The organism is Ottowia sp. (assembly GCF_047975795.1).
GTDB lineage: Bacteria > Pseudomonadota > Gammaproteobacteria > Burkholderiales > Burkholderiaceae_C > Ottowia.
Window position 1 is genome coordinate 1 of record NZ_JBKEEE010000080.1, and the last position, 23,248, is coordinate 23,248.

Consider the following 23,248-nt stretch of genomic DNA (forward strand, 5'->3'; position numbering starts at 1 on the left):
GCACGCTTGCGCGTGCGTTTGGCTGCAAGCTCGAATCCAGTGGTGGCAAGGCTTGTCTGTTGCATCGCTCCACTGTCTCAGATCAGGCCGTCATGGGGCTGACTTTTGCAGACCTTCCCTAACTTGCCGATGATGGGCCGCTCGGTACTCGATCACTCAGAGCGTGTTCAACGTCTCAGCGTGAGGGGTGGGGTGCGGATCGGGATGGGCTGTAAGGTGCAAACCGCAGCGATACTTGGCGGTATCGCGAGCATTTGCAACGCAGCAGACCGCCCGGGGCCGCGCCCACACACCCGCGCAGAGACTTTGAACAGGCTCTCAATCTGCGGCGTCGCGCACCACCAGCGTGGTGATGCGGGTGTGGGCCAGCACGCTTTGCGTGACGCTGCCCAGCACCAATTTTTCCAGCCCGCGGCGACCGTGCGATCCCATCACCAGCAAATCCACTCCCAGTTGGGTGGCAGTGTCGATGATGCCGCGCCAGGCGGTGTGCGCCTCGGTCACCAGCGAATCGATCGTCGCGCCGACGTTTTGTGCCTGCACGCGCGCGGCCTCCATGGCGGCATTGGCCTCGGACTTGGCCGCATCCAGGTACTGGTCTTGCCCCAGCGCAAAGTCAGCCCCGACGCCGGTGAAAGGGTAAGGGTCAATCACGTACAACGCGGTTACCTTGCTGCCAAACGCCTTGGCCAGGCTGGTGGCTTTGTCGATCGCCCGCAGCGACGTGGCAGATCCGTCAATCGGTACCAGAATGTGCTTGAACATGATGAACTCCTTGCTGCAAAACTTAACCCCCATTGTGCACCCGCGTGCGCGTTCATTGACATGCGGCGAATGCCAACGCAGCCAAGGGATGACATGCATCAAGGGCTTCATCACCTTGGCCGCATAGGCTTGCTTGTTTTTGCTTGGCTGTTTTTGTCTCCGGCGCGAGATCTCGCCCGACGCTGAACTTGACATAAAGGAACCTGTCTCATGCCCACCTTGGTCTGGACCGATGAGTTGCTGCTGGGCGTGCCCGCCATGGACACCACGCATCGAGAGTTTGTAGACTTGCTGGCCACCGTGGAAGCCGCGCCCGACGATACGTTGATACCGGCCTGGTCTGCACTGGTGGACCACACGCAAATCCATTTCGACAACGAAGACCAGTACATGCACACCACTGGCTTTGCCGCCACCAACTGTCACACCACTCAGCACGCCATGGTGCTGGGCGTGATGCGCAAGGGCCTGACCATGGGCCAGGCGGGCGACATGGCCCCCATCCGCCAGATGGCGCGCGAGCTGGCCACCTGGTTCGTACACCACGCCGACACCATGGATGCGGCGCTGGCCATGCATTTGCAGCGCGTGGGCTTTGATCCTGCCACCGGCACCATCGCCCACGCCCAGGCCGTGCCTGCCGAGGCCATTCATGGCTGCGGCGGTGCCACATGCAGCGAGCCAGACACTGCTGCTGACGCCACATCCACTTCTGCCACATCCACTTCAGTCTCTGCCGCGTGAATTCAGCCCACACTGCCATACCCACATCGCCCGCACCGACAGACATCTCGGCATTTGAATCGCCTGCCGCACCTTCGCTGGCGCATCGTGCGCACGAAGACGTGCTGGGCCTGCTGACGGGCACGCTGTTCGTGGCGCTGGGTGCCATGCTGTTCAGCGATGCGCGCCTGCTTACCGGCGGCACGGCGGGGCTGGCTCTGCTCATCAGCTACACCATGGGCTGGGCGTTCGGGCCGGTGTTTTTTGCCGTCAACCTGCCGTTTTACCTGTTCGCCTGGAAGATGATGGGGCGCAGCTTTACCCTGCGCACTGTGGCGGCAGTAAGTTTGATGTCGTTGATTTCATGGCAGTTGCCGCAGGTCATTGGGCTGGATCATCTGTCACCCACGTTCGCCGCCATCCTGGGCGGGCTGCTGGTGGGCACAGGCTTGCTGATTTTGTTCAGGCACCAGGCCAGCCTGGGCGGCATCAACGTGGTGGCGCTGTTTTTGCAAAACCGCTGGGGCTGGCGCGCTGGGCGCGTGCAATTGGTGATCGACTCGCTGATCGTGCTGGCCGCCTTCAGCGTCACCGACGCCTGGCATGTCGCACTGTCGGTGCTGGGCGCGGTGGTGCTGAACATGACGCTGGCCATCAACCACCGCCCAGGACGCTACATGGCGGTGTGAAAATTGGGGACAAGTATGGCAGTGTCGTCTTTCATTGACGCAACTGCACCACCTTGAATTTTTGATGGAACTGCTTTCCCTTTCAATGGCTGTCGTGGCACTGGCTGTGGCCATGGCCCTGCGTCCATGGCGCTTGCTGGGTCATGCGGGCTTGATCTCGCCCCTGCTGGCCACGCTGGTCATCACGCCCTGGCTGTGGGCACTGCCCTGGCTGCACCGCATGCCGGTGCAGTTGCAATTGTCGGGGGCCTGCCTGATCGGACTGGCTCTGGGCTGGCCGCTGGCGGTGCCCATGCTGGGCGTGGTGGCATTGCTGGTGGGCGTGGTGGCACCCATGAGCTGGCAGCAGCAAGTGGACATGTGGGTGTGGCTGGGCATCGTGCCGGTGACGCTGTCTTTCGCCCTGGGCATGGCGCTGCGGCGCTGGGTGTGGCGCAACCTGTTTGTCTACATTCTGGGGCGCGCTTTTCTGGGCACAGCGCTGTGCATGTTCATCACCGGCGCGCTGGCGCAATGGACGGGCCACGCCCTGGCCGTGACCGTCGAGCCTGATCTGGCCATGGTCGCACGCTGGCTCATCGCCTGGGGCGACGCGGTGCTGACCGGCATGATGGTGGCCATTTGCGTGGCCTTCAAACCGCACTGGCTGGCCACCTGGTCAGACCCACTGTACCTTGGCAAACCGCCCTCACCTTCGCACTGATTCACGCTGATGCGTGCTGACGGGGTCTGTTGCTGCGGCTGTATCCGTCACCTACGCCGACATCCGCCACTGTCCGCTTCTGATGCAGATCAATGTAGTTGCGCAATTACTTATATATATCTCCGCTTTTGATACGCCGCAACACAGCACCGTGCGCTGAGGCGCAAAGTCATCGCATCTTCCTCAAAACACATCTTATGAAAGAACGCTGCGATGAAACTATGGCAAGACTTGTTTTCGACTGACTATGGGCTGCTGAGCCTGGCCGTCATCGTGTTCATGCTGGGCATGGGCGTGTGGTACCTGCGTTTTTTCCTGCGCAAGATGGCCACGCCGCCAAGCGAAGAGGATTGAGCATCAAACTGACTTCCAACACTTGTTTATCAAGCGTAATGAGCCATTGTTTTGAAATCATCAGGTGGCTTTGCTTTCTGCCTCTTGCAGCGCACGCCACATCACCTTGCCTGAGCCGCTTTTGGGCAGGCTGTCGACAAACTGCACCTGGCGCGGCGCTTTGTAGGCGGCCATGTGTTCGCGGCACCAGTCCATGATGTCCTGTTCGCTCACCTGGCCCTGGTGTGCAGCGCGCAACACCACCACGGCCTTGACCGATTCACCCCGGTAGGCGTCTTGCGTGCCGATCACACAAGCTTCCTGAATAGCCGGATGTTTGAACATCAGCGCTTCGACCTCGGCGGGCCAGACTTTGAAGCCGCTGGCGTTGATCATGCGCTTTAAGCGATCGGTGATGAAGAAGTAGCCCTCCTCGTCCACCCGCCCCAGATCGCCTGAGCGAAAAAAGCGCTTGCCATCCAGCTCGAAAAACACCGCTGAGGTAGCGTCGGGCCGTCGCCAGTAGCCCGAGAACACCTGCGGCCCGTGGATGACGATTTCGCCCTGCTCGCCCTGCGGCACTTCCTGCAAAGTATCGGGGTCAACCACCCGCGCGTCGGTGTTGATGAAGGGAATGCCCAGGCACTGCTGCTTCGGGCGATCGAGCGGGTTTTGGTGCGACGGTGCGGCGGTTTCGGTCAGGCCATAGCCTTCAGCGTATTTCAGGCCGTATTGTTCTTGCAGGCGCTGGGCCACGGCAGCGGGCATGGCCGCACCGCCACCACCAATCAGGCGCAGGCTGCTCAAATCAAAACTGTCCAGGTTGGGGCTGCCCAGCAAGTCGATGATCATGGTGGGGATGTTGGTCCAGTTGCTGACCTTCCAGCGCGAAATCAGGCGGCCGGCCAGTTCGCGGTCCCAGCGCGGCATGACCACCAGCGTGGCCCCCAGGTAAACCGCTGCATGCATCACGCAGACCAGGCCAGTGATGTGGAACATGGGCACCACGCACAGCGCCACGGTTTCTGCCGTGCCATTGCCCCACAGCGCCGAGGCCACCGCGTTGTGCATGACCGACGCGTGCGTGTGCATGCAGCCCTTGGGCAGGCCCGTGGTGCCGCTGGTATAGGGCAGCACGCTCAGATCGGCAGGGCTATGGGTCAAATCGCCCAGCGGGCCACCGCGCGCCAGCGCTTCGTTCCAGTCATGCACCTGACCACCATCGAGCACAGGCAGCGGGTGGCGCATGAACAACCAGTCGCGCCAGGTGGCGGGCGGCGCGTCGTCACCTGCTGCACTCCCGTCGGCATCAAAGGCATCGGTGAACTGCGTGACGATCAGGTGTTGCAAGCGCTGGTCCGCAGGCAGCGCGTTGTTGGCCGCTGCCAGCTCAGGGGCCAGATCGCCAGTGGTCAGGGCCACTTTGGCCTCGGGGTCGAGAATGTAGTGCTTCAGTTCCTCGGCCCGGTTCATCGGGTTGACGGGCACCACCACCGCATCAGCACGAAGAATGGCAAAGTGCGCCACGATCAACTGCGGCGTGTTCTGCATGTTCAGCACCACGCGGTCGCCCTTGGCCACGCCCAGGGCGCGCAGGTGGCCCGCCAATTGCTCGGCCTGCGCCTTCAAACCGGCATAAGTCAACACGCGGCCAAAGAACACCACGGCTGGCTTGTCCGGGTAGCGCTGGGCACTGATGACGAGGTTGTGCCACAAGTTGGTGGCAGGCGGCGTGATGGCGTGCGGCAGGCGCGCGGGCCAGAACTGAAAGTGCGGGCGCATGGGGTGTCTCCTGTTGTTTCTTCAGCGCAGCGCGGGAGGCACCGCGTCACGCATCCTACCGGGGTACGTCCAAAAAAAGGCGGGCGAAATTGTCTCCTCCGTGACGACCACGGCATGCACCACAGCAGCCCCGACATGGCCATCGGCGTGCGCAAGATCACGCGCCACTGTAGCCTGCGCATTGCCAGGCGCGCCTTTGAACTGGCCATGACGCGGCGCAAGAAAGTCACTGCCATCCACAAGGCCAACAGTTTTCACATGACCGATGGACTGTTCCTGGAGTGCGCGCACAGCGTGGCGAAGGACTTTCCCGAAGTCGAATTCAACGACCTGTTGGTCGATGCCAGCACCGCCTGGCTGGTGCGCCACCCTGAGCGCTTTGACGTGCTGGTGGCGGAAAACTTTTACGGCGACATCCTGTCCGATCTGGCCAGTGAACTCTCCGGTAGCCTGGGCCTGGCCGGCTCGGTGATGGCCGGTGACGAACTGTGCTGCGCCCAAGCCCAGCATGGCTCAGCACCCGATATCCAGACCCAACCTCGATGCTGCTGTCGGTGGCCATGCTGCTGGACTGGATCGGTGCCAAGCGCCAGTTACACGCCTTCGCTGACGCTGGCCGCGCCATGCACGCCGCCGTCGAAGCCACGCTGGCCAATCCCGACACCCGCACCGCTGACATTGGTGGCAACAGCGGCACACGAGCCTTTGGCCAAGCCGTTGCCTAGGCGCTGAATGCCTGAAAACCTTCGCACCACCACAGGAGACGCTCATGCAACGCAACGCTCAATTCATCGTGGCCATCGCCACCGCCGTAGCCGCTTTCACCGCTCAAGCCGCAGGCCCTGACGGCTACCCCAGCCGTCCAGTGCCCATCATCGTGCCCTTTTCCCCTGGGGGCGACAGCGACAACGTGGCCCGCATCGTCGCTTCGCGCCTGACCGAGCGTACTGGGGCCAGCTTCATCATCGAAAACAAGCCCGGTGCTGGCACCAACATCGCCAACGAACTGGCTTCACGCGCCAAACCCGACGGCCAGACGCTGCTGTTCGGCCAGGTCACGCTGTCGATCAACCCCACGCTGTACAAAAACCTGAAGTACGACGTGCGCAAAAACTTCACCCCCGTCGCCCACATCGCCAATTCGCCCACCGTGCTGGTGATCAATCAGGCACTGCCGGTGCAGTCCGTGCAGGATTTGATGGCGCTGGCCAAGTCCAAACCCAATGCACTCAACTACGGCTCGGGTGGCAAAGGCACCTCCGTCCATCTGGCGGGCGAGCTGTTCACCTCCATCACTGGCGTGTCGATGACACACATTTCTTACAAAGGCAGCGCACCCGCGATGACCGACCTGATCGGCGGGCAGATTCAAATGATTTTCGACACTGCCCCCTCGGCCCTGGACCACATCAAGGGCGGCAAAGTCAAGGCACTGGCAGTGTCTGGCCCAAAGCGCCTGACCGAGCTGCCCAGCGTTCCCACATTTGCCGAAGCCGGGGTGCCCACTTTCGACGCCCCCGCTTGGTACGGCCTGTTGGCCCCCGCAGGCACACCAGGCCCAGTCCTACAATGGCTGAATCAGGAGGTGGAGCACATCCTGCACGAGCCTGCCACGCAGCAGAAATTGTTGCAAATGGGCGCGGTACCCGCAGGTGGATCGACCGAAGCTTTCGGCGACTTCATCCAGGCTGAATCTGATCGGTGGAGAGCCGTCATCGACAAAAACCGCATCACATCCGATTGATTTTCACGTATTCAGGAGTCCAGGGCATGATCATTGAGGTTGCAGATTTCCGCGTTGCGCCCGAAAAACGGGGCGAGTTTCAATCCGCCATGGCAGATGCCGTGCAGCGCGTGTTGAGCAAGGCCGAAGGCTACCTGGGCCACGAGATCCTGAGCGGCCTGGAAAGCCCGGAGCGTGTGCTTCTGATCGTGCGCTGGCAGACGCTGGAAGCGCACACCGTGGGCTTTCGTCAGTCACCCGCATTTGCCGAGTGGCGCACCATCATCGGCCCCTACTTTGTGCAGGCACCGCTGGTCGAACACTTTGAAGCGCCCCAAACGCCCTGAAAGCCGCACCTTGAGTCAGACACAGGCCACGCCACGCCGCCGCCAAAGCAAACTGGCCGAGCAACTGGCGCTCAGCATCGAAACCCTGATGGCCCAAGGCGAGTTGCGTCCCGGCCAAGCGCTGGCCGAACGCACCCTGGCCGAGCGCTTGGATGTTTCGCGCTCGCCTATCCGCCAGGCCCTGAAGCGGCTGGAAACCAAGGGCGCTGTCAAAGCACGCGAGGACGGCGGTTACGTGGTGGCCCACACCGCTCGACGGCCAACGCTGGCGCTGCTGCCGCCAGCAGAGGCCGACGACACCGAAGCGCTGTACCTGCAAGTGGCCGACGACCGGTTGAGCGGCAAGCTCCCAGACAAACTCAGCGAAAGCGACCTGATGCGTCGCTACAACCTGACCAAAACGCAGTTGGGCATGCTGCTACAGCGCATCGTGCACGAGGGCTGGGCTGAGCGGGCACCTGGGCACGGATGGCGTTTTTTGCCCATTCTGACCTCGCCGGACACCTACGACCAAGGCTATCGCTTTCGCATCCTGGTCGAATCTGCGGCGATCCTGGAGCCAGGCTTTCAGATCGATGTGCCAGCGCTACGCCAATGCCTTGTCGAGCAGCAAGCGTTGATTGACGGCGCAGTGGAATGGGCATCACCAGCGCAACTGTTTGACGCCAATGCCCGATTGCACGAAACCATTGCCAGTTTTTCGGGCAATGTGTTCATCATCGAATCTCTCAAACGCATCAACCGTTTACGCCGCTTGATGGAATACAAGAAAAACGTTGACCGCAACGCCGCTGCACGCCGTTGTCGTGAGCACAAAGTGTTGATTGAACTGCTGCTATCCGACCAGCGCGAGGCGGCGGCCGACTTCATCCGTTTGCGTTTGCGCGACGCAGCGCGGGAAAAGTCAGCCCGCTGAAGAACGTGGCTGCGTGTCAGAGCGTGTTCAACGTCTCAGCGTGAGGGGTGTGGGATGCGGATCGGGATGGGCTGCAAGGCGCAAACCGCAGCGATACCTGGCGGTATCGCGAGGATTTGCAATGCAGCAGACCGCCCGAGGCCGCGCCCACACACCCGCGCAGAGACTTTGAACACGCTCTCAGCCCTTTGGGTACGCTTTTACACCGCCGAATCGTCTTCTTCACCCGTGCGAATGCGCACCACGCGATCGACCGGGGTGACGAAAATCTTGCCATCACCAATCTTGCCGGTGCGCGCGGCCTTGACCACGGCTTCCACGCAGCGCTCGACATCGGCTTCGCTGACCACCACTTCGATTTTGACCTTGGGCAAGAAATCGACCACGTATTCCGCACCGCGATACAGCTCGGTATGGCCTTTTTGGCGACCAAAGCCTTTGACTTCGGTCACCGTCAGGCCGGTAACGCCCACTTCGGCCAGGCTTTCGCGCACTTCTTCCAGCTTGAAGGGTTTGATGACGGCGGTGATCTGTTTCATGACAGGCTCCTGGATATAAAAAAACCAATGCTTCGCGTCGCATACATGTGCCGCATGCATGTGCCGCATATTTGCGCCACAAACACGCGAAGGGCAAACCGGGTTCAGGCTCTGAACTTGTTGGTTATAGGATAACGCCAGTCCTTGCCGAAGCTGCGGTGCGTCACGCGCGTGCCCACCGCAGACTGCTGGCGCTTGTATTCGTTGAGCTTGATCAGGCGCGTGACCTGCTCCACATCGGCCTGTGCAAAGCCTTCAGCCACCAGCTCGGCTATGCCCATATCGTTTTCCATGTAACGCTCGATGATGGCGTCCAGCACTTCATAGGGCGGCAGGCTGTCCTGATCGGTCTGATCCTCGCGCAGCTCGGCGCTGGGCGGGCGGGTGATGATGCGTTCAGGAATCGGGTTGCTGCCGGTGCCATAAGGGTCGTGGACATTGCGCCAGCGCGCCATGCGGAACACCGCCGTTTTCACCACGTCCTTGATGGGCGCATAGCCGCCACACATGTCGCCGTACAGAGTGCAGTAACCCACAGCGTATTCGCTTTTGTTGCCGGTGGTCAGCACCAGATGGCCATGCTTGTTGGAAAGCGCCATCAGCATCACGCCGCGAATGCGCGCCTGAATGTTTTCTTCGGTGGTGTCTTCGGGCTTGTCGCCAAACAGCGGCTGCAAAGATATTTTGAACGCCTCGAATGCGGGCAGAATGGAAATCTCGTCGTAGCGCACCCCCAGGCGGCGCACCATCTCGCGCGCGTCTTGCAAGCTGATGCTGGCGGTGTAGGGACTGGGCATCATCACGGCGTGCACGGCGTCTTTGCCCAGCGCATCGACGGCAATGGCCAGCACCAGGGCCGAATCAATGCCGCCCGACAGGCCCAGCGCCACGCTTTTGAAACCGTTTTTATCCACATAGTCGCGCAGGCCCATGACCAGCGCGTCCCACAAATCGGCATCATGGTCGCGCGCGGGCGCGGTGGGGGCCGCAAGCGTCAGGCCATTCGCCGTGCGGGTTACGTCCACAAAATACAACTGCTCGACAAAGCTGGGCGCACGGCCTGCCAGTTGGGCGTTGGCCCCGACGGCGAAGGAGTGGCCTTCAAACACCACCTCGTCCTGCCCACCCACCATGTGCGCATACACCAACGGCAGGCCCGTGGCCTTGACGCGCTCGATCATCATGGCCTCGCGCTCATAGCCTTTGCCTACATGAAAGGGCGAAGCATTGATGACGGCCAGCAGCTCGGCACCCGCTTCTTTGGCCAGTTGGGCGGGTTCTTCAAACCAGGCGTCTTCGCAAATCAGCAGGCCCACGCTGACATCGCCCACCTGAAACACGCCAATGCCCTGCCCCGGCGCGAAATAACGGCGCTCGTCAAACACCTGGTAATTGGGCAGCATGCGCTTGGCGTAATTTTCGATCACCCGGCCTTCGCGGATCACGCTGGCGACGTTGATGCGCTGGCTGATGTTGATGCTTTTGTTGCGCTGGTCGCGCCCCACCGGGTGGCCGACCACAATGGCCATGCCGTTCAACCCCGCCGTCTCGCGGGCGATAGTTTTCACGGCATCATCGCAGGCTGTGATGAACGACGGACGCAAGAACAAATCCTCAGCGATGTACGCGCAAACCGACAACTCAGGCGTGAGCAGCAAACGCGCGCCCTGGGCGTATGCAGTGTGCGCAGCGTCGATGATTTTTTGCGCGTTGCCTGTCATGTCACCCACGGTGAAATTGAGTTGCGCCACGGCAATTTGGAGAGTCATACACGGTGCCTGAAAACAAAACCGACCCGCATGGTACCGCGCTGCGCGCACCATCGCCCTTGCCCTTGCGCCTGCAAATCATCGACTCCCCGCAGGCCGTCAGCGCGGCGGCCTGGAACGCCCTGCTGGCCCGCCAGGCCACGCCCACGCCCTTCATGCGGCACGAGTATCTGAGCGCGCTGCACACCAGCGACAGCGCAGTGCCCCGCACCGGCTGGGTGCCGCGCTTTGCCCTGCTGTGGGACGGCCCGGATCTGGCCGCCGCCTGCCCGCTGTACGTCAAAAGCCACTCGTATGGCGAATATGTGTTCGACTGGGCCTGGGCACATGCTTACGAAGAGCATGACCTGCCCTACTACCCCAAGGCGGTGATCGCCGTGCCCTTTACCCCCGTACCCGGCTCGCGCCTGCTGGCGCGCGATGCGGCCACGCGGCGGGCGCTGATCGACGCCGTGCGCTGCTGGTGCGAAGACAAGGGCTTGTCATCGCTGCACGTGCTGTTTGGCGATACCGCCGACCACACCGCCTGCAACGCTGCGGGCCTTATGCGGCGCGAGCAGGTGCAGTTTCACTGGAAGAACATGAAGCCCCCACGCTCCCCCGCTGCGCGCGGTACGCTGCCCCCCGAGGGGGCCGCAAACCGCCTTGGGAACGGCCCAGCGACGGTTTCTTCGCCCCCGCGCTTGCCTGCTGCGCTGCCCGGCGACGGATCGGAGGTATCGGGAGAACAGTTTTCCAGTTTCGACGACTTTCTAACCTCGCTCACGCAGGACAAGCGCAAAAAAATTCGGCAAGAGCGCCGCAAGGTGCAGCAAGCGGGTATGCGCTTTCGGTGGGCGCGCGGGGCGGACATCAGCCCGGCAGACTGGGCTTTTTTTTACCGCTGCTACGAACGCACGTACCTTGAGCACGGCAACCCGCCGTACCTCAATCCTGCCTTCTTCACCGCGATGGCGCAGGACATGGCCGAGCACTGGGTGTTGTTCACGGCCGAACGGGATGGCACACCGATTGCTACCAGTTTAATAGCTATCAATACAAGCCAAATGAGCGGAAACGGTCAGTTTTATGCCCAAACTGTCGCCTATGGTCGTTACTGGGGCGCACTGGAGCGGGTGGACAGTCTGCACTTCGAAGCCTGTTACTACCAGCCCTTGCAGTGGTGCATTGCGCACGGTGTAGCGCGCTTTGAAGGTGGCGCGCAGGGCGAACACAAAATGGCGCGTGCGCTGATGCCAGTCGTTACCGAAAGCGCCCATTGGCTGGCGCACCCTGCTTTTGCCCAGGCGGTAGACGACTTTTTGCACCGCGAAGGTGCGGGCGTGGCGCGCTACATGGCTCACCTGCAAACGCGCACGCCGTTTCGCCAGTCCAAGCGCGCAGATCCAACGTCCGAATGATGCTCAACCACGAACGATCACCGCGCGGCAAGAATCGCAAGCTATGCGCTGCCCCGGCGGCCATACATCTTGCCGGATTCAATCCAAGCCTGCGCCTTGCGCCAGTGCTGCGCTGAGATCATGAATCTGTTGAAAGGCGCGGCAGACTGTGGTCGCTCGAAACTTTTGCGGCATGCAAAGCATGCGTATTGAAGTGCGCCGATCTGGCTTTCATTCGGCTTAAGGTGCGGCCAGGCGTTTGTCAGCCGGGGCCACCAGATCCATGCGCCGCCGCAGACGCGCGGCCTCTTGCGCATCGCCGCGCTGCTCGGCCAGCCTGAGCTGCACGCCCAGCCAGGCCAGCAGCGCGCGCGGCCAGCCTTGGTGCGAGGCGATCTCGGCGGCCTGGGCCACCACCTCAGGCGTGGCCTGCCCCTGACGGAACAACACACCGGCGGCCACCAGTTGCGACACCGCATCTTGGGCGCCGCCCAAGCTGGCGCGGCCACCAGCCACGGCGCGCTGCGCTTCAGTCAGCAAAGCGGCCTGCGCGGGCGTGGTTTGACCTTGCAAGTAGGCGACGTAAGCGCGCTCGGCTTCGGTCACGTCGGCAGCCAACGGGGCAAAACCGGGGCAGTCGTCAAAGTCGAGTGCGGCCACGCGCACGGCACAGCGGTTGAGTTCCACCCGCGCCACCAGCTCAGGCCGCCCGGTGCGGGCCATGTCGGCACGGGCCAAGTCAAATTCGCGTGCAGCCACGCGGTCTTGTCCGCGCAGCCAGGCCACGCGGGCACGCTCGACATGGCCGTGCGCACTCAAGCTCCAATCGGGCACGGGCGGGCCGCTGCTGCACGCACCCAGAAAAGCGGTCAAACCAATAATCGCAAGCGCATGGCGCACCTTCGGTAAAGCTTGGTTTGGCTTGTAAGAACAAGTGCTATGCCGTGGCTGCGGTGTCAGCTTGTGGTGAAGAGATCGTGTCATGGCAGCTCCACCTCTTGCGCTTTGGGGGCAAACGGCCATTGGCGGTTCAGCTCGGTGATCAGGGCGTCGATGCGGGCCAGGCTGGCTTCGACATCGGCACGCAGATCACCCAGATTGGCGCTGGCTGCACGTGCGTTGCTGGCGGTGGCCTGTGCGTCTTTCAGCATGCCGTCGACCTTGGTCAGGCTTTGCCCCACGCCTTGCAGCAACGTGTTCAATTGCTGCACGGTAGCGCGCGCATCGGTCACCAAGCCGTTGTCGCCCAACACTTGTTGGTCGGCTTTTTTCAGCAACCCATCGGTGCGTTGCGCCACAGCATCCAGGTTTTTCACCAGTTGGCTGCTGCGCGCCAGCAGCTCACCCAGGCGGCGGGCATCGGCTTCGTTGCCGGTCAGCGCGCCCATCACGCCGCCCTGGGTGCTGTTGAGCTTTTCTGCCAGCGTGCGCACCTGCTCCAGCGTCTGCGACAGCGATGAGCCTTCGTCCGTCATGCGCTTGGCGTTTTGCAGCACGTCACGCACGTCGGCCACCATGCGCGGGATTTCCGCCGACACGTCGCCACGCAGCACCATACGCTCAGCCCCCGCTGGCAAAGGCGGATCGTCCGCAATGCCAGTAAAAGCGCGCAACCGGGCTGCGCCCACCAGCCCTTTTTCCAGCGTGAACACACTGGAGGTGCGTAGCCAGTGCGCGTCTTTGACCGGCACGTCGACCAAAATGCGCACCGTGCCCTGCGCGGCCAGCTCGATGCGACGCACGCGGCCTATCGGAAAGCCCGAAAACGTCATGTCCATACCGACCGACACGCCATCAGAATCATCGGCCGTGAGCACCAGTGCCTGGGTTTGCTCGAACGCGCCACGCGCCCACATCAGGTACAGCACCGCGCCCGCAATCAGCAGCGCCATGGTCAAAAGCAGCAGCACGGCGCGACGCTCCAGGCGGCGCTGGGCGCGGTCACTGTCCAGCGGCAGTGCGGCGGCGGAGTCTGAAGATAAAGCACTCATGGGTTGTCAATAGTAGTTGCCGACCAGCGACGCCATTTCAATCACCAGCATCAGCACGAACATGCGCACCAGCCCTTGCAACTCGACACTGGTGCGTCCAGTGCGCGGTCGGTGCTCGCGCAGGGCGTTGACCACCGGCAGCAGAGCCACGGCAGCGGCAAACAGCAGCGTTTTCAGCCCAAAGATCATTGACACTACGGGGTCAAAAATGCTGCCCACCGCCCGGTTGTACGACGCCATGCCTGCCAGCGTGAAGCCGTGCACCCCAATATAGGCCAGCACCAGCGAGATCACGCAACTGAGCGCGGCCAGCAGCAGCGTGGCGGCCACACCAGCCAGCACACGCGGCAGCACCTCGTGGATCAGCGGATCGATCCCGCGCGCGCGCAAAGCGGCAAAACCGCCATCGCGCTTGAGCTTGTACAAGGCTGAGCCGCCGGGAATGCTGTATTCCACCGCCACGAACAGCGCTGCGGCCAGCGGAATCAGCTCCAGCACCAGCACGCGCACCACAGTGTCCAATGCGTAAGGCGTCAGCCCATAGGCAAAAGCGGTGACCACCACGATGCGGATCACCACCACGTTGAACAGCGCCATCAGCGTGGTAAAGCCCGGCAGCCCCGGTGCCGCCGCGGCGTACACCTGCCGCAGCACCGCGCTGCGCCCTGCACGCCGGTAACTTGATGGCGACAGCGCCAGCACCGCCAGTTGCACACCAATGAACAGCATCAACCACCAGCCGCGCAGCCACTGCCCCACGCGCTGGCCCACATCCAGCAGCCATTGGTTCAACGAAAATTCAACGCTCATACCACCATGATACGCGCTTGCCACCTTCAATCAACGCTATCAATCAAGAAGCATCACAACTCAGCGAAACGTGTGACCGCCATGTTCGTAAAACGAACACCCTCGCCCGCTGGCCGTCAGCCTGCTGACAGCTTTTGCGTCGCAACATCTCTTGCCATGTCGCTGTCGTGACTGGTGCCCGGTTTAGAGAAAACCACCCACTGATTTTTTCGCTCCGCTGCGTTATATTGCACCGCAACAGTGTGACCAAACGTACCTGCTGAACCGTACTTTCAACGTCCTTATGCTCTATCAAATCTACGAAGCCCAGCGCAACCTGATCGAACCCTTTGCCGACATGGCCGACGCCGCCTCCAAGGTCTATGGCAACCCGCACACCCTGCTGGGCCAGATGCCCATGGCCCAGCGCGTGGCCGCCGCCTATGCGCTGATGCACCGACTGGGCAAAGATTACGAAAAGCCTCAGTTCGACATCCGCGCCATCGACATCAACGGCGTGCACGTGGCCATCGACGAGCGGGTCGAGATTGAAAAGCCGTTTTGCGAGCTGCGCCGCTTCAAGCGCTTTTCGGACGACCCGGACACGCTGATCGCGCTGAAAAAGCAGCCCCCAGTGCTGATCGTGGCCCCGCTGTCCGGCCACTACGCCACGCTGCTGCGCGACACGGTTCAAACCATGCTCGAGGGCCACAAGGTCTACATCACCGACTGGAAAAACGCCCGCATGGTGCCACTGTCCGAAGGCGAATTTCATCTGGACGATTACGTCAACTACGTGCAGGACTTCATCCGCCACCTGCAAGACATTTACGGCAACTGCCACGTCATCAGCGTATGCCAGCCCACGGTGCCAGTGCTGGCGGCGGTGTCGCTGATGGCCAGCCGGGGCGAGAAGACCCCCGTCACCATGACCATGATGGGCGGCCCCATCGACGCGCGCAAATCACCCACCGCCGTCAACGATCTGGCCGTAGAACGCAGCCACAACTGGTTTGAAAACAACGTCATCTACCGCGTGCCTCCCAACTACCCCGGTGCAGGCAGGCGCGTGTACCCCGGCTTTTTGCAGCACGCGGGCTTTGTGGCCATGAACCCCGACCGCCACGCCAACAGCCATTTCGATTACTTTCAGGACTTGATCAAAGGCGACGAATCCAGCGCCGATTCGCACCGCAAGTTCTACGACGAGTACAACGCCGTGCTCGACATGGACGCCGATTACTACCTGGAAACCATCCGCACCGTGTTCCAGGATTTCAAGCTGGTCAACGGCACCTGGGACGTGCGCTCGCCCAAGGGCAAGATCGAGCGCGTGCGCCCGCAAGACATCGCCCACACGGCCCTGCTCACCGTCGAAGGCGAGCTGGACGACATTTCAGGCAAAGGCCAGACCCGCGCCGCCCACGGCCTGTGCCAGGGCATCCCCCGCACGCAGGCCGAGCACATGGAAGTGCCCAATGCCGGACATTACGGCATCTTCAGCGGTCGCCGCTGGCGCACCGTGGTGTACCCGCGCGTCAAAGCCTTCATCGCCCAACATGGCAGCAACGCCGACATTCATGAAGAGCGCCGCGCCAGCAAGTCGGCAGCAACCGCCTCAGCGCCTGTCAAGCCTGTCAACAGCGTTGCCAAGCCTGCCAGCAAAACACGATCCCAAGCACGGCCTCAGGCACGCGCCAAAACGGCTGCACCCGCCAAGAAAACCAGCGCGAGCCGCACACCGGTCAAAAAAGCCACGTCGCGCCGCCGCTCCGGCGCTATCGCAACGCGTTGACTGAATTCAAAGGCCAACAACCTCAACCCGCTCACGTGCTGGTCCAGCGGCTGCTGGACGCGCTGCCACAAACCCAGTGCACGCGCTGCGGCTACCCGGACTGTGCCGCCTATGCACAGGCCATTGCAACGGGTAACGTGCCCATCAACCAGTGCCCACCCGGCGGCGCTGAAGGCGTGGCGCGCCTGGCCACCCTTACCGGCCAACCCGTCCAGCCGCTCAACCCCGAAAACGGCGTTGAAGGCCCGCGCCAGGTGGCCTGGATCGACGAAAACTGGTGCATCGGCTGCACCCTGTGCATCAAGGCTTGTCCGATCGATTGCATCATCGGCAGCCACAAGCGCATGCACACCGTGATCGAGCCGCAATGCACCGGCTGCGAGCTGTGCGTGCCCGCCTGCCCGGTTGATTGCATTCACCTCGACAACGTCACCGGCGCACAAACCGGTTGGGCCGCTTGGTCACCTGAACAGGCCGAATCTGCGCGCCTGCGTTACGAGCAAACCCGCACGCGCCGCCAGCGCGCCAAGCAAGAACGTGTCGATCGGCTGGAAAAAGAAGCCGCCCACACACTGGCCCACCTGCCTGAGTTGACCAAAAACGCCCAGGGCACTGAGCTGGAACGCAAACGCGCCATTGTTGAAGCCGCCCTGGCCCGCGCCCGCGCAAAGCGCGACCAAGCCTGAGCTTGAAGAGCGCACGCCACCTGGGTCAGCCGTGGCAGAAAAGCAAAACCCCAAAATAGCCTGAATACGATTGGCAGATACCCAGCGCTTTCGCCTCCCACGAGGAATCGTCTTGGGTGTAGCTTGCTTGGCTTCTGTGCCACTGGCCATCGGGGGTCACGATCGAATCGGTTACGCCTTCGCCACCAACTTGCTCAACAGGAAAGACGACGAGCGGCTGATTTTCCGGCACTCCCGCATAAGCCGAATAACCGAAGCGCCCTTCCGCCTCTCTGTGCGCCATGCAATCTTTGGAGCAACACGAGTAGTAATCCCAGTACCCATCACCTTCCAAGGGAAAACCGGCACCATCAACGGTATCGCCTTCTTCCCACATCTTGAAGGGTTGCATCATTTTTGATGCCGCGTCCTCGACCATCTCGGTATGGGCAACGTCTGTGTCTTTGGGCAGGACCAAGATGGCAAAGAACTTCATGTTTTTGTCACTTTGAAAGCCACATGGTCAGATTCCACCGCCCCATTACAGCGCTCCCAATGCCTCCACCACCTCGGCAGGAGCCTGCACCAGCTCGATCAGCACGCCTTCGCCCGCAATCGGAAATTCGTCGTTCGACTTGGGGTGCAAAAAGATGATGTCGTAACCCGCCGCACCTTTGCGAATGCCACCCGGCGCAAAGCGCACGCCCTGGGCCGTCAGCCACTCCACCGCCTGGGGCAAATCGTCGATCCACAGGCCAATGTGGTTGAGTGGGGTGGTGTGCACGGCAGGCTTTTTGGCCGGATCCAACGGCTGCATCAAATCCACTTCAACTTTGTAAGGGCCGCGCCCCATGGCGCAAATGTCTTCGTCCACGTTCTCGCGCTCGCTGCGAAAAGTGCCCGTGATCTCCAGGCCCAGCATGTCAACCCACAGCTTTTGCAGCCTGAGCTTGTCAGGGCCGCCAATGGCCACTTGTTGGATACCGAGCACCTTGAATGGACGGGACATGAAAAAACGCTCCTGAAACAAAAAAAATGTCCCGCATTGTGGCGCAAGGCGCTCAAGTCGGGCCGCTGGCAACCTGTCGAAGGGCGATAACCACGCAATTAACAGGGTCAGACTTTCCAAGTTGAACCAAGTCAAGGACGCACCCCCCAGCGGCCCGGAAGATGCTGGGTGCCCGACCTGATCCAAGCAGCCGTCGACGGGCATTCCACCTTCGGCTGCTCTAGGCGACATGGAACACATGATGAAGAAATTAATGAGGAAGTCTAAACTTTCGCCGCTCACTGCGGTACTGACGACCGCCATGCTGCTGGGTTCCGGCCTGGCCATGGCCCAGGGCGCTCCCGCCAAACCAGGCGAAGCGACCACCACCACGAATTCAGCCGAAGCCCAGTACCAGGGCGCGGCCTCTCCGCTGGCGGGCGCTGAAATGCACCAGTCGTCCAACCCAAAAGCGCCTCCGATGACGCAGGCTGAATTCGACAAGGCCCGCCAAATCTATTTCGAGCGCTGCGCAGGCTGCCACGGCGTGCTGCGTAAAGGAGCGACCGGCAAACCACTGACACCGGATCTAACCGTTGCCAAGGGCACGGATTACCTGAAAGTTTTCATCGGCTATGGCTCGCCCGCTGGCATGCCCAACTGGCTGACCTCGGGCGACTTTGACGAAGCCACCGTGGACCTGATGGCCCGTTACATCCAGCACGACCCTCCCACACCGCCTGAATTCAGCCTGGCCGACATGGAAAAGTCGCGCAAGGAGTACATCCCCGTCGCCCAGCGGCCGACGAAGAAGATGAACAACTACAACATCAACAACATCTTCTCGGTCACGCTGCGTGACGCGGGCGAGGTGATGTTGATCGATGGCGACACCAAGAAGATCATCAACGTCATCAAAACCGGCTACGCGGTGCACATCTCGCGCCTGTCGGCATCGGGCCGCTACCTGTACGTGATTGGCCGTGACGCACGCCTGAACCTGATCGATTTGTGGATGGAAAAGCCCGACAACGTGGCTGAAATCAAGATTGGTCTGGAAGCGCGCAGCGTGGAAACCAGCAAATTCAAGGGCTGGGAAGACAAGATCGCCATTGCCGGCACCTACTGGCCGCCCCAGTTTGTGCTGATGGACGGCGACACGCTCAAGCCACGCAAAGTCGTCGCAACCCGCGGCATGACGGTGGACAACGAATACCACCCCGAGCCGCGTGTGGCCGCCATCGTGGCCAGCCACGAAAAGCCCGAGTTCCTGGTCAACGCCAAGGAAACCGGCAAGGTCTGGATGGTGGACTACACCGACTTGGTCAACCTGAAAACCACCCAGATCGATACCGCCAAGTTCCTGCACGATGGTGGTTTTGACAGCAGCAAGCGCTACTTCATGACAGCGGCCAATGCGTCCGACAAGATCGTGGTGATCGACACCAAGACCAGCAAACTGGCCTCCATCGTCGACGTGGGCAAAACCCCTCACCCTGGTCGCGGTGCCAACTTCAAGCACCCGCAGTTCGGCCCCGTCTGGGCAACCTCTGGCTTGGGCGATGAAAGCATTGCCGTCATCGGCACCGACCCCGACAAGCACAAAGCCAACGCCTGGAAAGTGGTGCAAAGCCTGAAGGGCCAAGGTGGCGGTTCGCTGTTCATCAAGACGCACCCCAAGTCCACCAACCTGTGGGTGGACACCACGCTCAACCCCGATCCGAAGATCAGCCAGAGCATTGCGGTGTTCGACATTCGTGACTTGAGCAAGCCTGCCCAAATCATCGACATCGCCGCCTGCGCCGAGATCAAGGACGATGGTGCCAAGCGTGTGGTGCAGCCTGAGTACAACCAAAAGGGTGACGAAGTCTGGTTCTCGGTGTGGAGCGCCAAGAACAAGGAATCGGCCCTGGTGGTGGTGGACGACAAGACACGCACTTGCAAAACCGTGCTGAAAGATCCCAAGCTGATCACCCCCACGGGCAAGTTCAACGTGTACAACACCATGCACGACGTGTATTGATGGCTCGCATAAACTGCCAGCGCTCGCTTTCATAAGCTGCGCTGGTGGTTTGAAGCACCAGGCCCGCCGCTTGCCCCGTTTTTGCAAAAGGGACACGCTGCGGGTTTTTTGTATTCACTGCGCCCATTTTTTCTGTTCCTCACATGACACATTGGGTTTTTCAGAATTTCCGGCATTTTCGGATTTCACTGCTTCTTGCTGCGGTGCTGCTGGTTGTGCCAGCCTTTGCGCAAACCACGGCAAGCACATCCGCAAGCACATCCAATGACACGCCCAGCATGGCGCGCCAAACCCAGCTCGTGCGGATGGTGCGGCAAGACTGCGGCTCATGCCATGGCATCCACTTGACTGGCGGCCTTGGCCCCGCATTAACTGCCCCCGCCATGTCCGTCCTGCCCCTGGACAGCCTGACCGCCACCATCTACACCGGCCGCCCCGGCACCCCCATGCCGGGCTGGCAATCCATGCTCACCGAGCCTGAAGCGCGCTGGATCGCCAGCCAACTGCAAGCCGGTTTTCCTCTTGAGTCACGATGACGCCTTTTGCTCTACCCTCTCGCCGCAGCGCTCTGGCCAGTCTGGCCGGTTTGTCCATCAGCGCCGGAGCCTTGAGCCTGGCTGGATGCGCGCACTCGCCTTCTGATGCAGCCGCAGCCCCTTTGGTACCCGCAGGCCGCGGCAGCGGCGACTTGGGGCTGGTCATTGAGCGCGAAACCGGCAGCCTGGGCGTGTTGGACACCACGGCGCGCACGCGCCTGGGCACCATCACGGGCCTGGGCGATCTGTCGCACGCCTCGGTGGTGTATGGACGCGACGGTGCCACCGCCTACGTATTCGGGCGCGATGGCGCGCTGACCAAGGTCAACTTGCTCACCGGCCAAATCGAAAGCCGTGTGCAGCAGGCGGGAAACAGCATTGGCGGGGCCATCTCGCAAGACGGCACGCTGGTGGTGGCGCAAAACTACAAGCCCGGCGGCATCAAAGTGTTTGACGCCCGCACGCTGGCGCTGGTGGCCGACATTCCGGCCGTGGTGGGCGGTCAGCCCTCACGCGTGGTCGGCCTAGCCGACCTGCCTGGCCAGCGCTTTGTTTATTCACTGTTTGATGCTGGCCAAATCTGGATTGCTGACTTGAGCAACCCGGCCCAACCGCAGATCACCCAATTTGCCAACATTGGCAAGCAGCCTTACGACGCCTTGGTCACCCCCGACGGCCGCACCTATATTGCGGGTCTGTTTGGCGAAGACGGCCTGGCCAAACTCGACCTGTGGGCTGCACAGCCGCGGGTAGAACGGATTCTGGATGGCTATGGTCGGGGCGAGCAGCCTTTGCCTGTCTTCAAAATGCCTCACCTGCGCGGCTGGGCCGTGGCAGGCCGTTACGCCTATTTGCCCGCCATTGGGCGTCATGAGGTGCTGGTGGTCGACACCAGTACCTGGCAGGAAGTGGCACGCATCCCTGTCGCCGGACAACCCGTATTCGTCATGGCGCGGCCCGACGGGCGGCAGGTGTGGGTCAACTTTGCCGTGCCCGATTACGACACCGTGCAGGTGATCGATACGCCCACGCGCCAGATCGTCAAAAGCCTCAAGCCCGGCAAGGCCGTGCTGCATATGGAATTCACCCCGCGCGGCGAAGCCGTGTGGATCAGCAGCCGCGATGCGGGCCACATCAGCGTTATCGACACCACCAGCTTCAAGACGCTGGCCGTGCTGCCTGCGCAGTCGCCCAGCGGCATTTTCTTTTCATCGCGCGCGGCGCGGACGGGGTTTTGAGATGCACCCCCTGAGTCGCTTCGCGCCTTCCCCCTCTCTCTTCGGGAGGGGTACATCGCCAGTAGCCGGTACATGCCCGGCCACGGCGATCGCTGGACGGGCCTGCTCCACGACCTTTTGATATGGATCGACCCGCACACGCCCCCATCGCTGCACAGCTACTGAACAACTGGCAGCGTGGTTTTCCCATACAAAAAAGGCCGTTTGCGCATATGGGACAAGCGCTTTCAGCTACAGAAACTGAAGTAATAGACGCCTGCCGAGGTTTGTTGGCGCAAGGAGCCATCAGCCGTGTGGGCGGCGTGTGGGCACCGCGCGTGGGCGGCGCAGCGCAGCTATGCGCCATGCAGGTGCCGCCTGATCGGCTGGAACAAGTGGCCGCCATGGTATCGGCCCAGCCGGGTGTTAACCACAATTACGAGCGCGAGCACACCATCAACCTGTGGTTCGTCTTGACCGGCTGCGATGCTGCGCAGGTCGAAGCCGCCACCAGTGCCATCGAGGCACAAACCCAACTGCCCGTGCTGCGCCTGCGCATGCAGCGCGCTTACCGCATCGACCTGGGGTTTGATCTGCACCAGCCCCACTCCAACCACCACGCACCCCAACAAGCTGCGCCTTCCGTCATCAGCGCCGACATGCCTTTGGCTGCCCTGCTCGAATCGGGTTTGCCTCTGACACCGGAGCCATTCTCTCCCTGGGCTGCTGCATTGGGCTGGCCCTTGCAGCGTGTGCTGGACACGCTTGAGCGCTGGTTGGCGCAAGGCACACTGCGCCGCCTGGGGCTAGTGGTGCGCCACCATGAAGCAGGCTTTACCGCCAACGCCATGACCGTTTTCAACGCACCCGACGATGCCGTTGATGCGCTGGGCGAGCGGCTGGCCACCCAGCCCGGCGTCACCCTGTGCTACCGCCGCACGCGCGCACCCGGCTGGCCGTACAACCTGTACTGCATGGTGCACGGCCGCCACCGCGCTGAAACCCTGGCCGCCTTGCAAACAGCCATCAGCGCCGCCGGGTTGGCCCGGCTGCCACACGAAGTGCTGTTCAGTCAGCGCCGCTTCAAGCAGCAAGGCGGGCGCTACTTTGCCGCCCATGCACCCTCCTCCTCGCCAGTCATTGCACCGGCCCTTCATGTCGGCTGATTCGCGCCCACAACCGGCCCTGCCCCCAGGCATCGACTTGGTGGACGCGCAGCTCATTGACCGGCTGCAAATCAGCCTGCCCTTGAGCCAGCGCCCGTTTGCCGACGTAGGCACCGAACTCGGCCTTGGCGAAGGCCAGGTCATCGACCGCCTGGATCGCCTGCTCAAAACCGGTGTACTCACCCGGCTGGGGCCGTTGTTTCACATCGAACGCGCGGGCGGGCAGTTCATCCTTGCCGCACTGCAAGTGCCTGAAGATCGCTTTGAGCAAGTCACCAGTCAGGTCAACGCCCTCGCTGAAGTGGCGCACAACTACCGGCGCGAGCATGTGCTGAACATGTGGTTCGTCATCGCCGCCGAAACCCCCGCTGCCGCCTGGGCCACGCGCGATGCCATCGAGGCGGCCACCG

General features: G+C 61.9%; 24 protein-coding genes and 2 pseudogenes. 17 read left to right on the forward strand and 9 right to left on the reverse strand.

The genetic code is table 11. The annotated features are described in order from the left end of the window. Positions 1 to 318 precede the first annotated feature (318 nt). Entirely contained in the window at positions 319 to 765 is a 447-nt protein-coding gene (locus ACK5NW_RS11545; protein ID WP_416928167.1) for a universal stress protein, read from the reverse strand. 210 nt (positions 766 to 975) lie between these two features. Between ACK5NW_RS11545 and ACK5NW_RS11550 the strand changes: the two genes are divergently transcribed. From ACK5NW_RS11550 to ACK5NW_RS11565, 4 genes are all read left to right on the forward strand, one after another. After that, positions 976 to 1,509, forward strand: coding sequence for a hemerythrin domain-containing protein (locus tag ACK5NW_RS11550; protein WP_416928169.1), 534 nt, complete (start codon positions 976 to 978; stop codon positions 1,507 to 1,509). Next, a complete protein-coding gene (locus ACK5NW_RS11555) occupies positions 1,506 to 2,177 on the forward strand; it encodes a YitT family protein (protein WP_416928171.1) in 672 nt (223 codons plus the stop codon). The genes ACK5NW_RS11550 and ACK5NW_RS11555 overlap by 4 nt, the downstream gene beginning before the upstream one ends. Before the next feature lie 64 nt (positions 2,178 to 2,241). Continuing rightward, positions 2,242 to 2,880 carry a hypothetical protein gene (locus ACK5NW_RS11560; protein ID WP_416928173.1) on the forward strand — a complete coding sequence of 213 codons (639 nt, stop codon included), beginning with the start codon at positions 2,242 to 2,244 and terminating at the stop codon, positions 2,878 to 2,880. Between the two features lie 213 nt (positions 2,881 to 3,093). Further along, positions 3,094 to 3,234, forward strand: coding sequence for a DUF3149 domain-containing protein (locus tag ACK5NW_RS11565; RefSeq protein ID WP_416928175.1), 141 nt, complete (start codon positions 3,094 to 3,096; stop codon positions 3,232 to 3,234). Positions 3,235 to 3,294: 60 nt separating this feature from the next. Here the strand turns inward: ACK5NW_RS11565 and ACK5NW_RS11570 are convergent, their stop codons facing one another. Continuing rightward, complete coding sequence (locus ACK5NW_RS11570) at positions 3,295 to 4,995, reverse strand: long-chain fatty acid--CoA ligase (RefSeq protein ID WP_416928177.1); 1,701 nt, start codon at positions 4,993 to 4,995, stop codon at positions 3,295 to 3,297. 126 nt (positions 4,996 to 5,121) lie between these two features. On the opposite strand from ACK5NW_RS11570, the pseudogene ACK5NW_RS11575 reads away from it, so the two are divergent. The 4 genes and pseudogenes from ACK5NW_RS11575 to ACK5NW_RS11590 all read left to right on the forward strand — a co-directional run. Then, positions 5,122 to 5,720: pseudogene (locus ACK5NW_RS11575) on the forward strand (isocitrate/isopropylmalate family dehydrogenase); the annotation flags it as partial. A 44-nt stretch (positions 5,721 to 5,764) separates the two neighbouring features. Continuing rightward, positions 5,765 to 6,739, forward strand: a complete 975-nt coding sequence (locus tag ACK5NW_RS11580) for a Bug family tripartite tricarboxylate transporter substrate binding protein (protein ID WP_416928179.1) — start codon at positions 5,765 to 5,767, stop codon at positions 6,737 to 6,739. Between the two features lie 26 nt (positions 6,740 to 6,765). Next, positions 6,766 to 7,065: an antibiotic biosynthesis monooxygenase family protein gene (locus ACK5NW_RS11585; RefSeq protein ID WP_416928181.1), complete on the forward strand. Its 300-nt coding sequence runs from the start codon at positions 6,766 to 6,768 to the stop codon at positions 7,063 to 7,065. Between the two features lie 10 nt (positions 7,066 to 7,075). Beyond that, entirely contained in the window at positions 7,076 to 7,981 is a 906-nt protein-coding gene (locus tag ACK5NW_RS11590; RefSeq protein WP_416928183.1) for a GntR family transcriptional regulator, read from the forward strand. Between the two features lie 200 nt (positions 7,982 to 8,181). Here the strand turns inward: ACK5NW_RS11590 and ACK5NW_RS11595 are convergent, their stop codons facing one another. Together ACK5NW_RS11595 and ACK5NW_RS11600 are read right to left on the reverse strand one after the other, a co-directional pair. Then, positions 8,182 to 8,520: a P-II family nitrogen regulator gene (locus tag ACK5NW_RS11595; protein WP_416928185.1), complete on the reverse strand. Its 339-nt coding sequence runs from the start codon at positions 8,518 to 8,520 to the stop codon at positions 8,182 to 8,184. Between the two features lie 104 nt (positions 8,521 to 8,624). Next, entirely contained in the window at positions 8,625 to 10,289 is a 1,665-nt protein-coding gene (locus ACK5NW_RS11600; RefSeq protein WP_416928187.1) for an NAD+ synthase, read from the reverse strand. A gap of 41 nt (positions 10,290 to 10,330) precedes the next feature. On the opposite strand from ACK5NW_RS11600, the gene ACK5NW_RS11605 reads away from it, so the two are divergent. Further along, entirely contained in the window at positions 10,331 to 11,689 is a 1,359-nt protein-coding gene (locus ACK5NW_RS11605) for a GNAT family N-acetyltransferase (protein WP_416928392.1), read from the forward strand. A 219-nt stretch (positions 11,690 to 11,908) separates the two neighbouring features. Here ACK5NW_RS11605 and ACK5NW_RS11610 read toward each other — a convergent pair whose 3' ends face one another. The 3 genes from ACK5NW_RS11610 to ACK5NW_RS11620 all read right to left on the reverse strand — a co-directional run bounded on the left by ACK5NW_RS11610 (position 11,909) and on the right by ACK5NW_RS11620 (position 14,469). Then, entirely contained in the window at positions 11,909 to 12,541 is a 633-nt protein-coding gene (locus ACK5NW_RS11610) for a hypothetical protein (RefSeq protein WP_416928189.1), read from the reverse strand. A 107-nt stretch (positions 12,542 to 12,648) separates the two neighbouring features. After that, entirely contained in the window at positions 12,649 to 13,659 is a 1,011-nt protein-coding gene (locus ACK5NW_RS11615; protein ID WP_416928191.1) for an MlaD family protein, read from the reverse strand. A 6-nt stretch (positions 13,660 to 13,665) separates the two neighbouring features. Beyond that, the gene (locus ACK5NW_RS11620; protein WP_416928192.1) at positions 13,666 to 14,469 is read right to left on the reverse strand and encodes an ABC transporter permease; all 804 of its coding nucleotides are present in this window, start codon (positions 14,467 to 14,469) and stop codon (positions 13,666 to 13,668) included. Between the two features lie 283 nt (positions 14,470 to 14,752). On the opposite strand from ACK5NW_RS11620, the gene ACK5NW_RS11625 reads away from it, so the two are divergent. Together ACK5NW_RS11625 and rsxB are read left to right on the forward strand one after the other, a co-directional pair. After that, entirely contained in the window at positions 14,753 to 16,243 is a 1,491-nt protein-coding gene (locus tag ACK5NW_RS11625) for a polyhydroxyalkanoate depolymerase (protein WP_416928194.1), read from the forward strand. Next, positions 16,240 to 16,929: an electron transport complex subunit RsxB gene (rsxB, locus tag ACK5NW_RS11630; protein WP_416928196.1), complete on the forward strand. Its 690-nt coding sequence runs from the start codon at positions 16,240 to 16,242 to the stop codon at positions 16,927 to 16,929. Before ACK5NW_RS11625 ends, rsxB begins: the two co-directional genes overlap by 4 nt. A gap of 25 nt (positions 16,930 to 16,954) precedes the next feature. On the opposite strand, the gene ACK5NW_RS11635 is transcribed toward rsxB, so the two are convergent. Both ACK5NW_RS11635 and ACK5NW_RS11640 read right to left on the reverse strand, forming a co-directional pair. Beyond that, complete coding sequence (locus tag ACK5NW_RS11635) at positions 16,955 to 17,404, reverse strand: hypothetical protein (RefSeq protein ID WP_416928198.1); 450 nt, start codon at positions 17,402 to 17,404, stop codon at positions 16,955 to 16,957. A 45-nt stretch (positions 17,405 to 17,449) separates the two neighbouring features. Then, positions 17,450 to 17,917, reverse strand: a complete 468-nt coding sequence (locus ACK5NW_RS11640; protein ID WP_416928200.1) for a VOC family protein — start codon at positions 17,915 to 17,917, stop codon at positions 17,450 to 17,452. Positions 17,918 to 18,170: 253 nt separating this feature from the next. Between ACK5NW_RS11640 and ACK5NW_RS11645 the strand changes: the two genes are divergently transcribed. The 6 genes and pseudogenes from ACK5NW_RS11645 to ACK5NW_RS11670 form a co-directional block, all read left to right on the forward strand. Beyond that, complete coding sequence (locus tag ACK5NW_RS11645; protein WP_416928202.1) at positions 18,171 to 19,919, forward strand: cytochrome D1 domain-containing protein; 1,749 nt, start codon at positions 18,171 to 18,173, stop codon at positions 19,917 to 19,919. A 305-nt stretch (positions 19,920 to 20,224) separates the two neighbouring features. Then, positions 20,225 to 20,455 (forward strand): c-type cytochrome, encoded by a 231-nt coding sequence (locus ACK5NW_RS11650; protein WP_416928394.1) that lies wholly within the window; start codon positions 20,225 to 20,227, stop codon positions 20,453 to 20,455. Beyond that, entirely contained in the window at positions 20,397 to 20,561 is a 165-nt protein-coding gene (locus ACK5NW_RS11655) for a hypothetical protein (protein WP_416928396.1), read from the forward strand. Before ACK5NW_RS11650 ends, ACK5NW_RS11655 begins: the two co-directional genes overlap by 59 nt. Then, the gene (locus ACK5NW_RS11660; protein WP_416928398.1) at positions 20,488 to 21,693 is read left to right on the forward strand and encodes a cytochrome D1 domain-containing protein; all 1,206 of its coding nucleotides are present in this window, start codon (positions 20,488 to 20,490) and stop codon (positions 21,691 to 21,693) included. Before ACK5NW_RS11655 ends, ACK5NW_RS11660 begins: the two co-directional genes overlap by 74 nt. Positions 21,694 to 21,905: 212 nt before the next feature. Continuing rightward, a complete protein-coding gene (locus ACK5NW_RS11665; RefSeq protein ID WP_416928204.1) occupies positions 21,906 to 22,838 on the forward strand; it encodes an Lrp/AsnC family transcriptional regulator in 933 nt (310 codons plus the stop codon). Further along, a pseudogene (locus ACK5NW_RS11670) lies at positions 22,828 to 23,226 on the forward strand (Lrp/AsnC family transcriptional regulator); the annotation flags it as partial. The gene ACK5NW_RS11665 and the pseudogene ACK5NW_RS11670, both read left to right, overlap by 11 nt. Positions 23,227 to 23,248 lie beyond the last annotated feature (22 nt).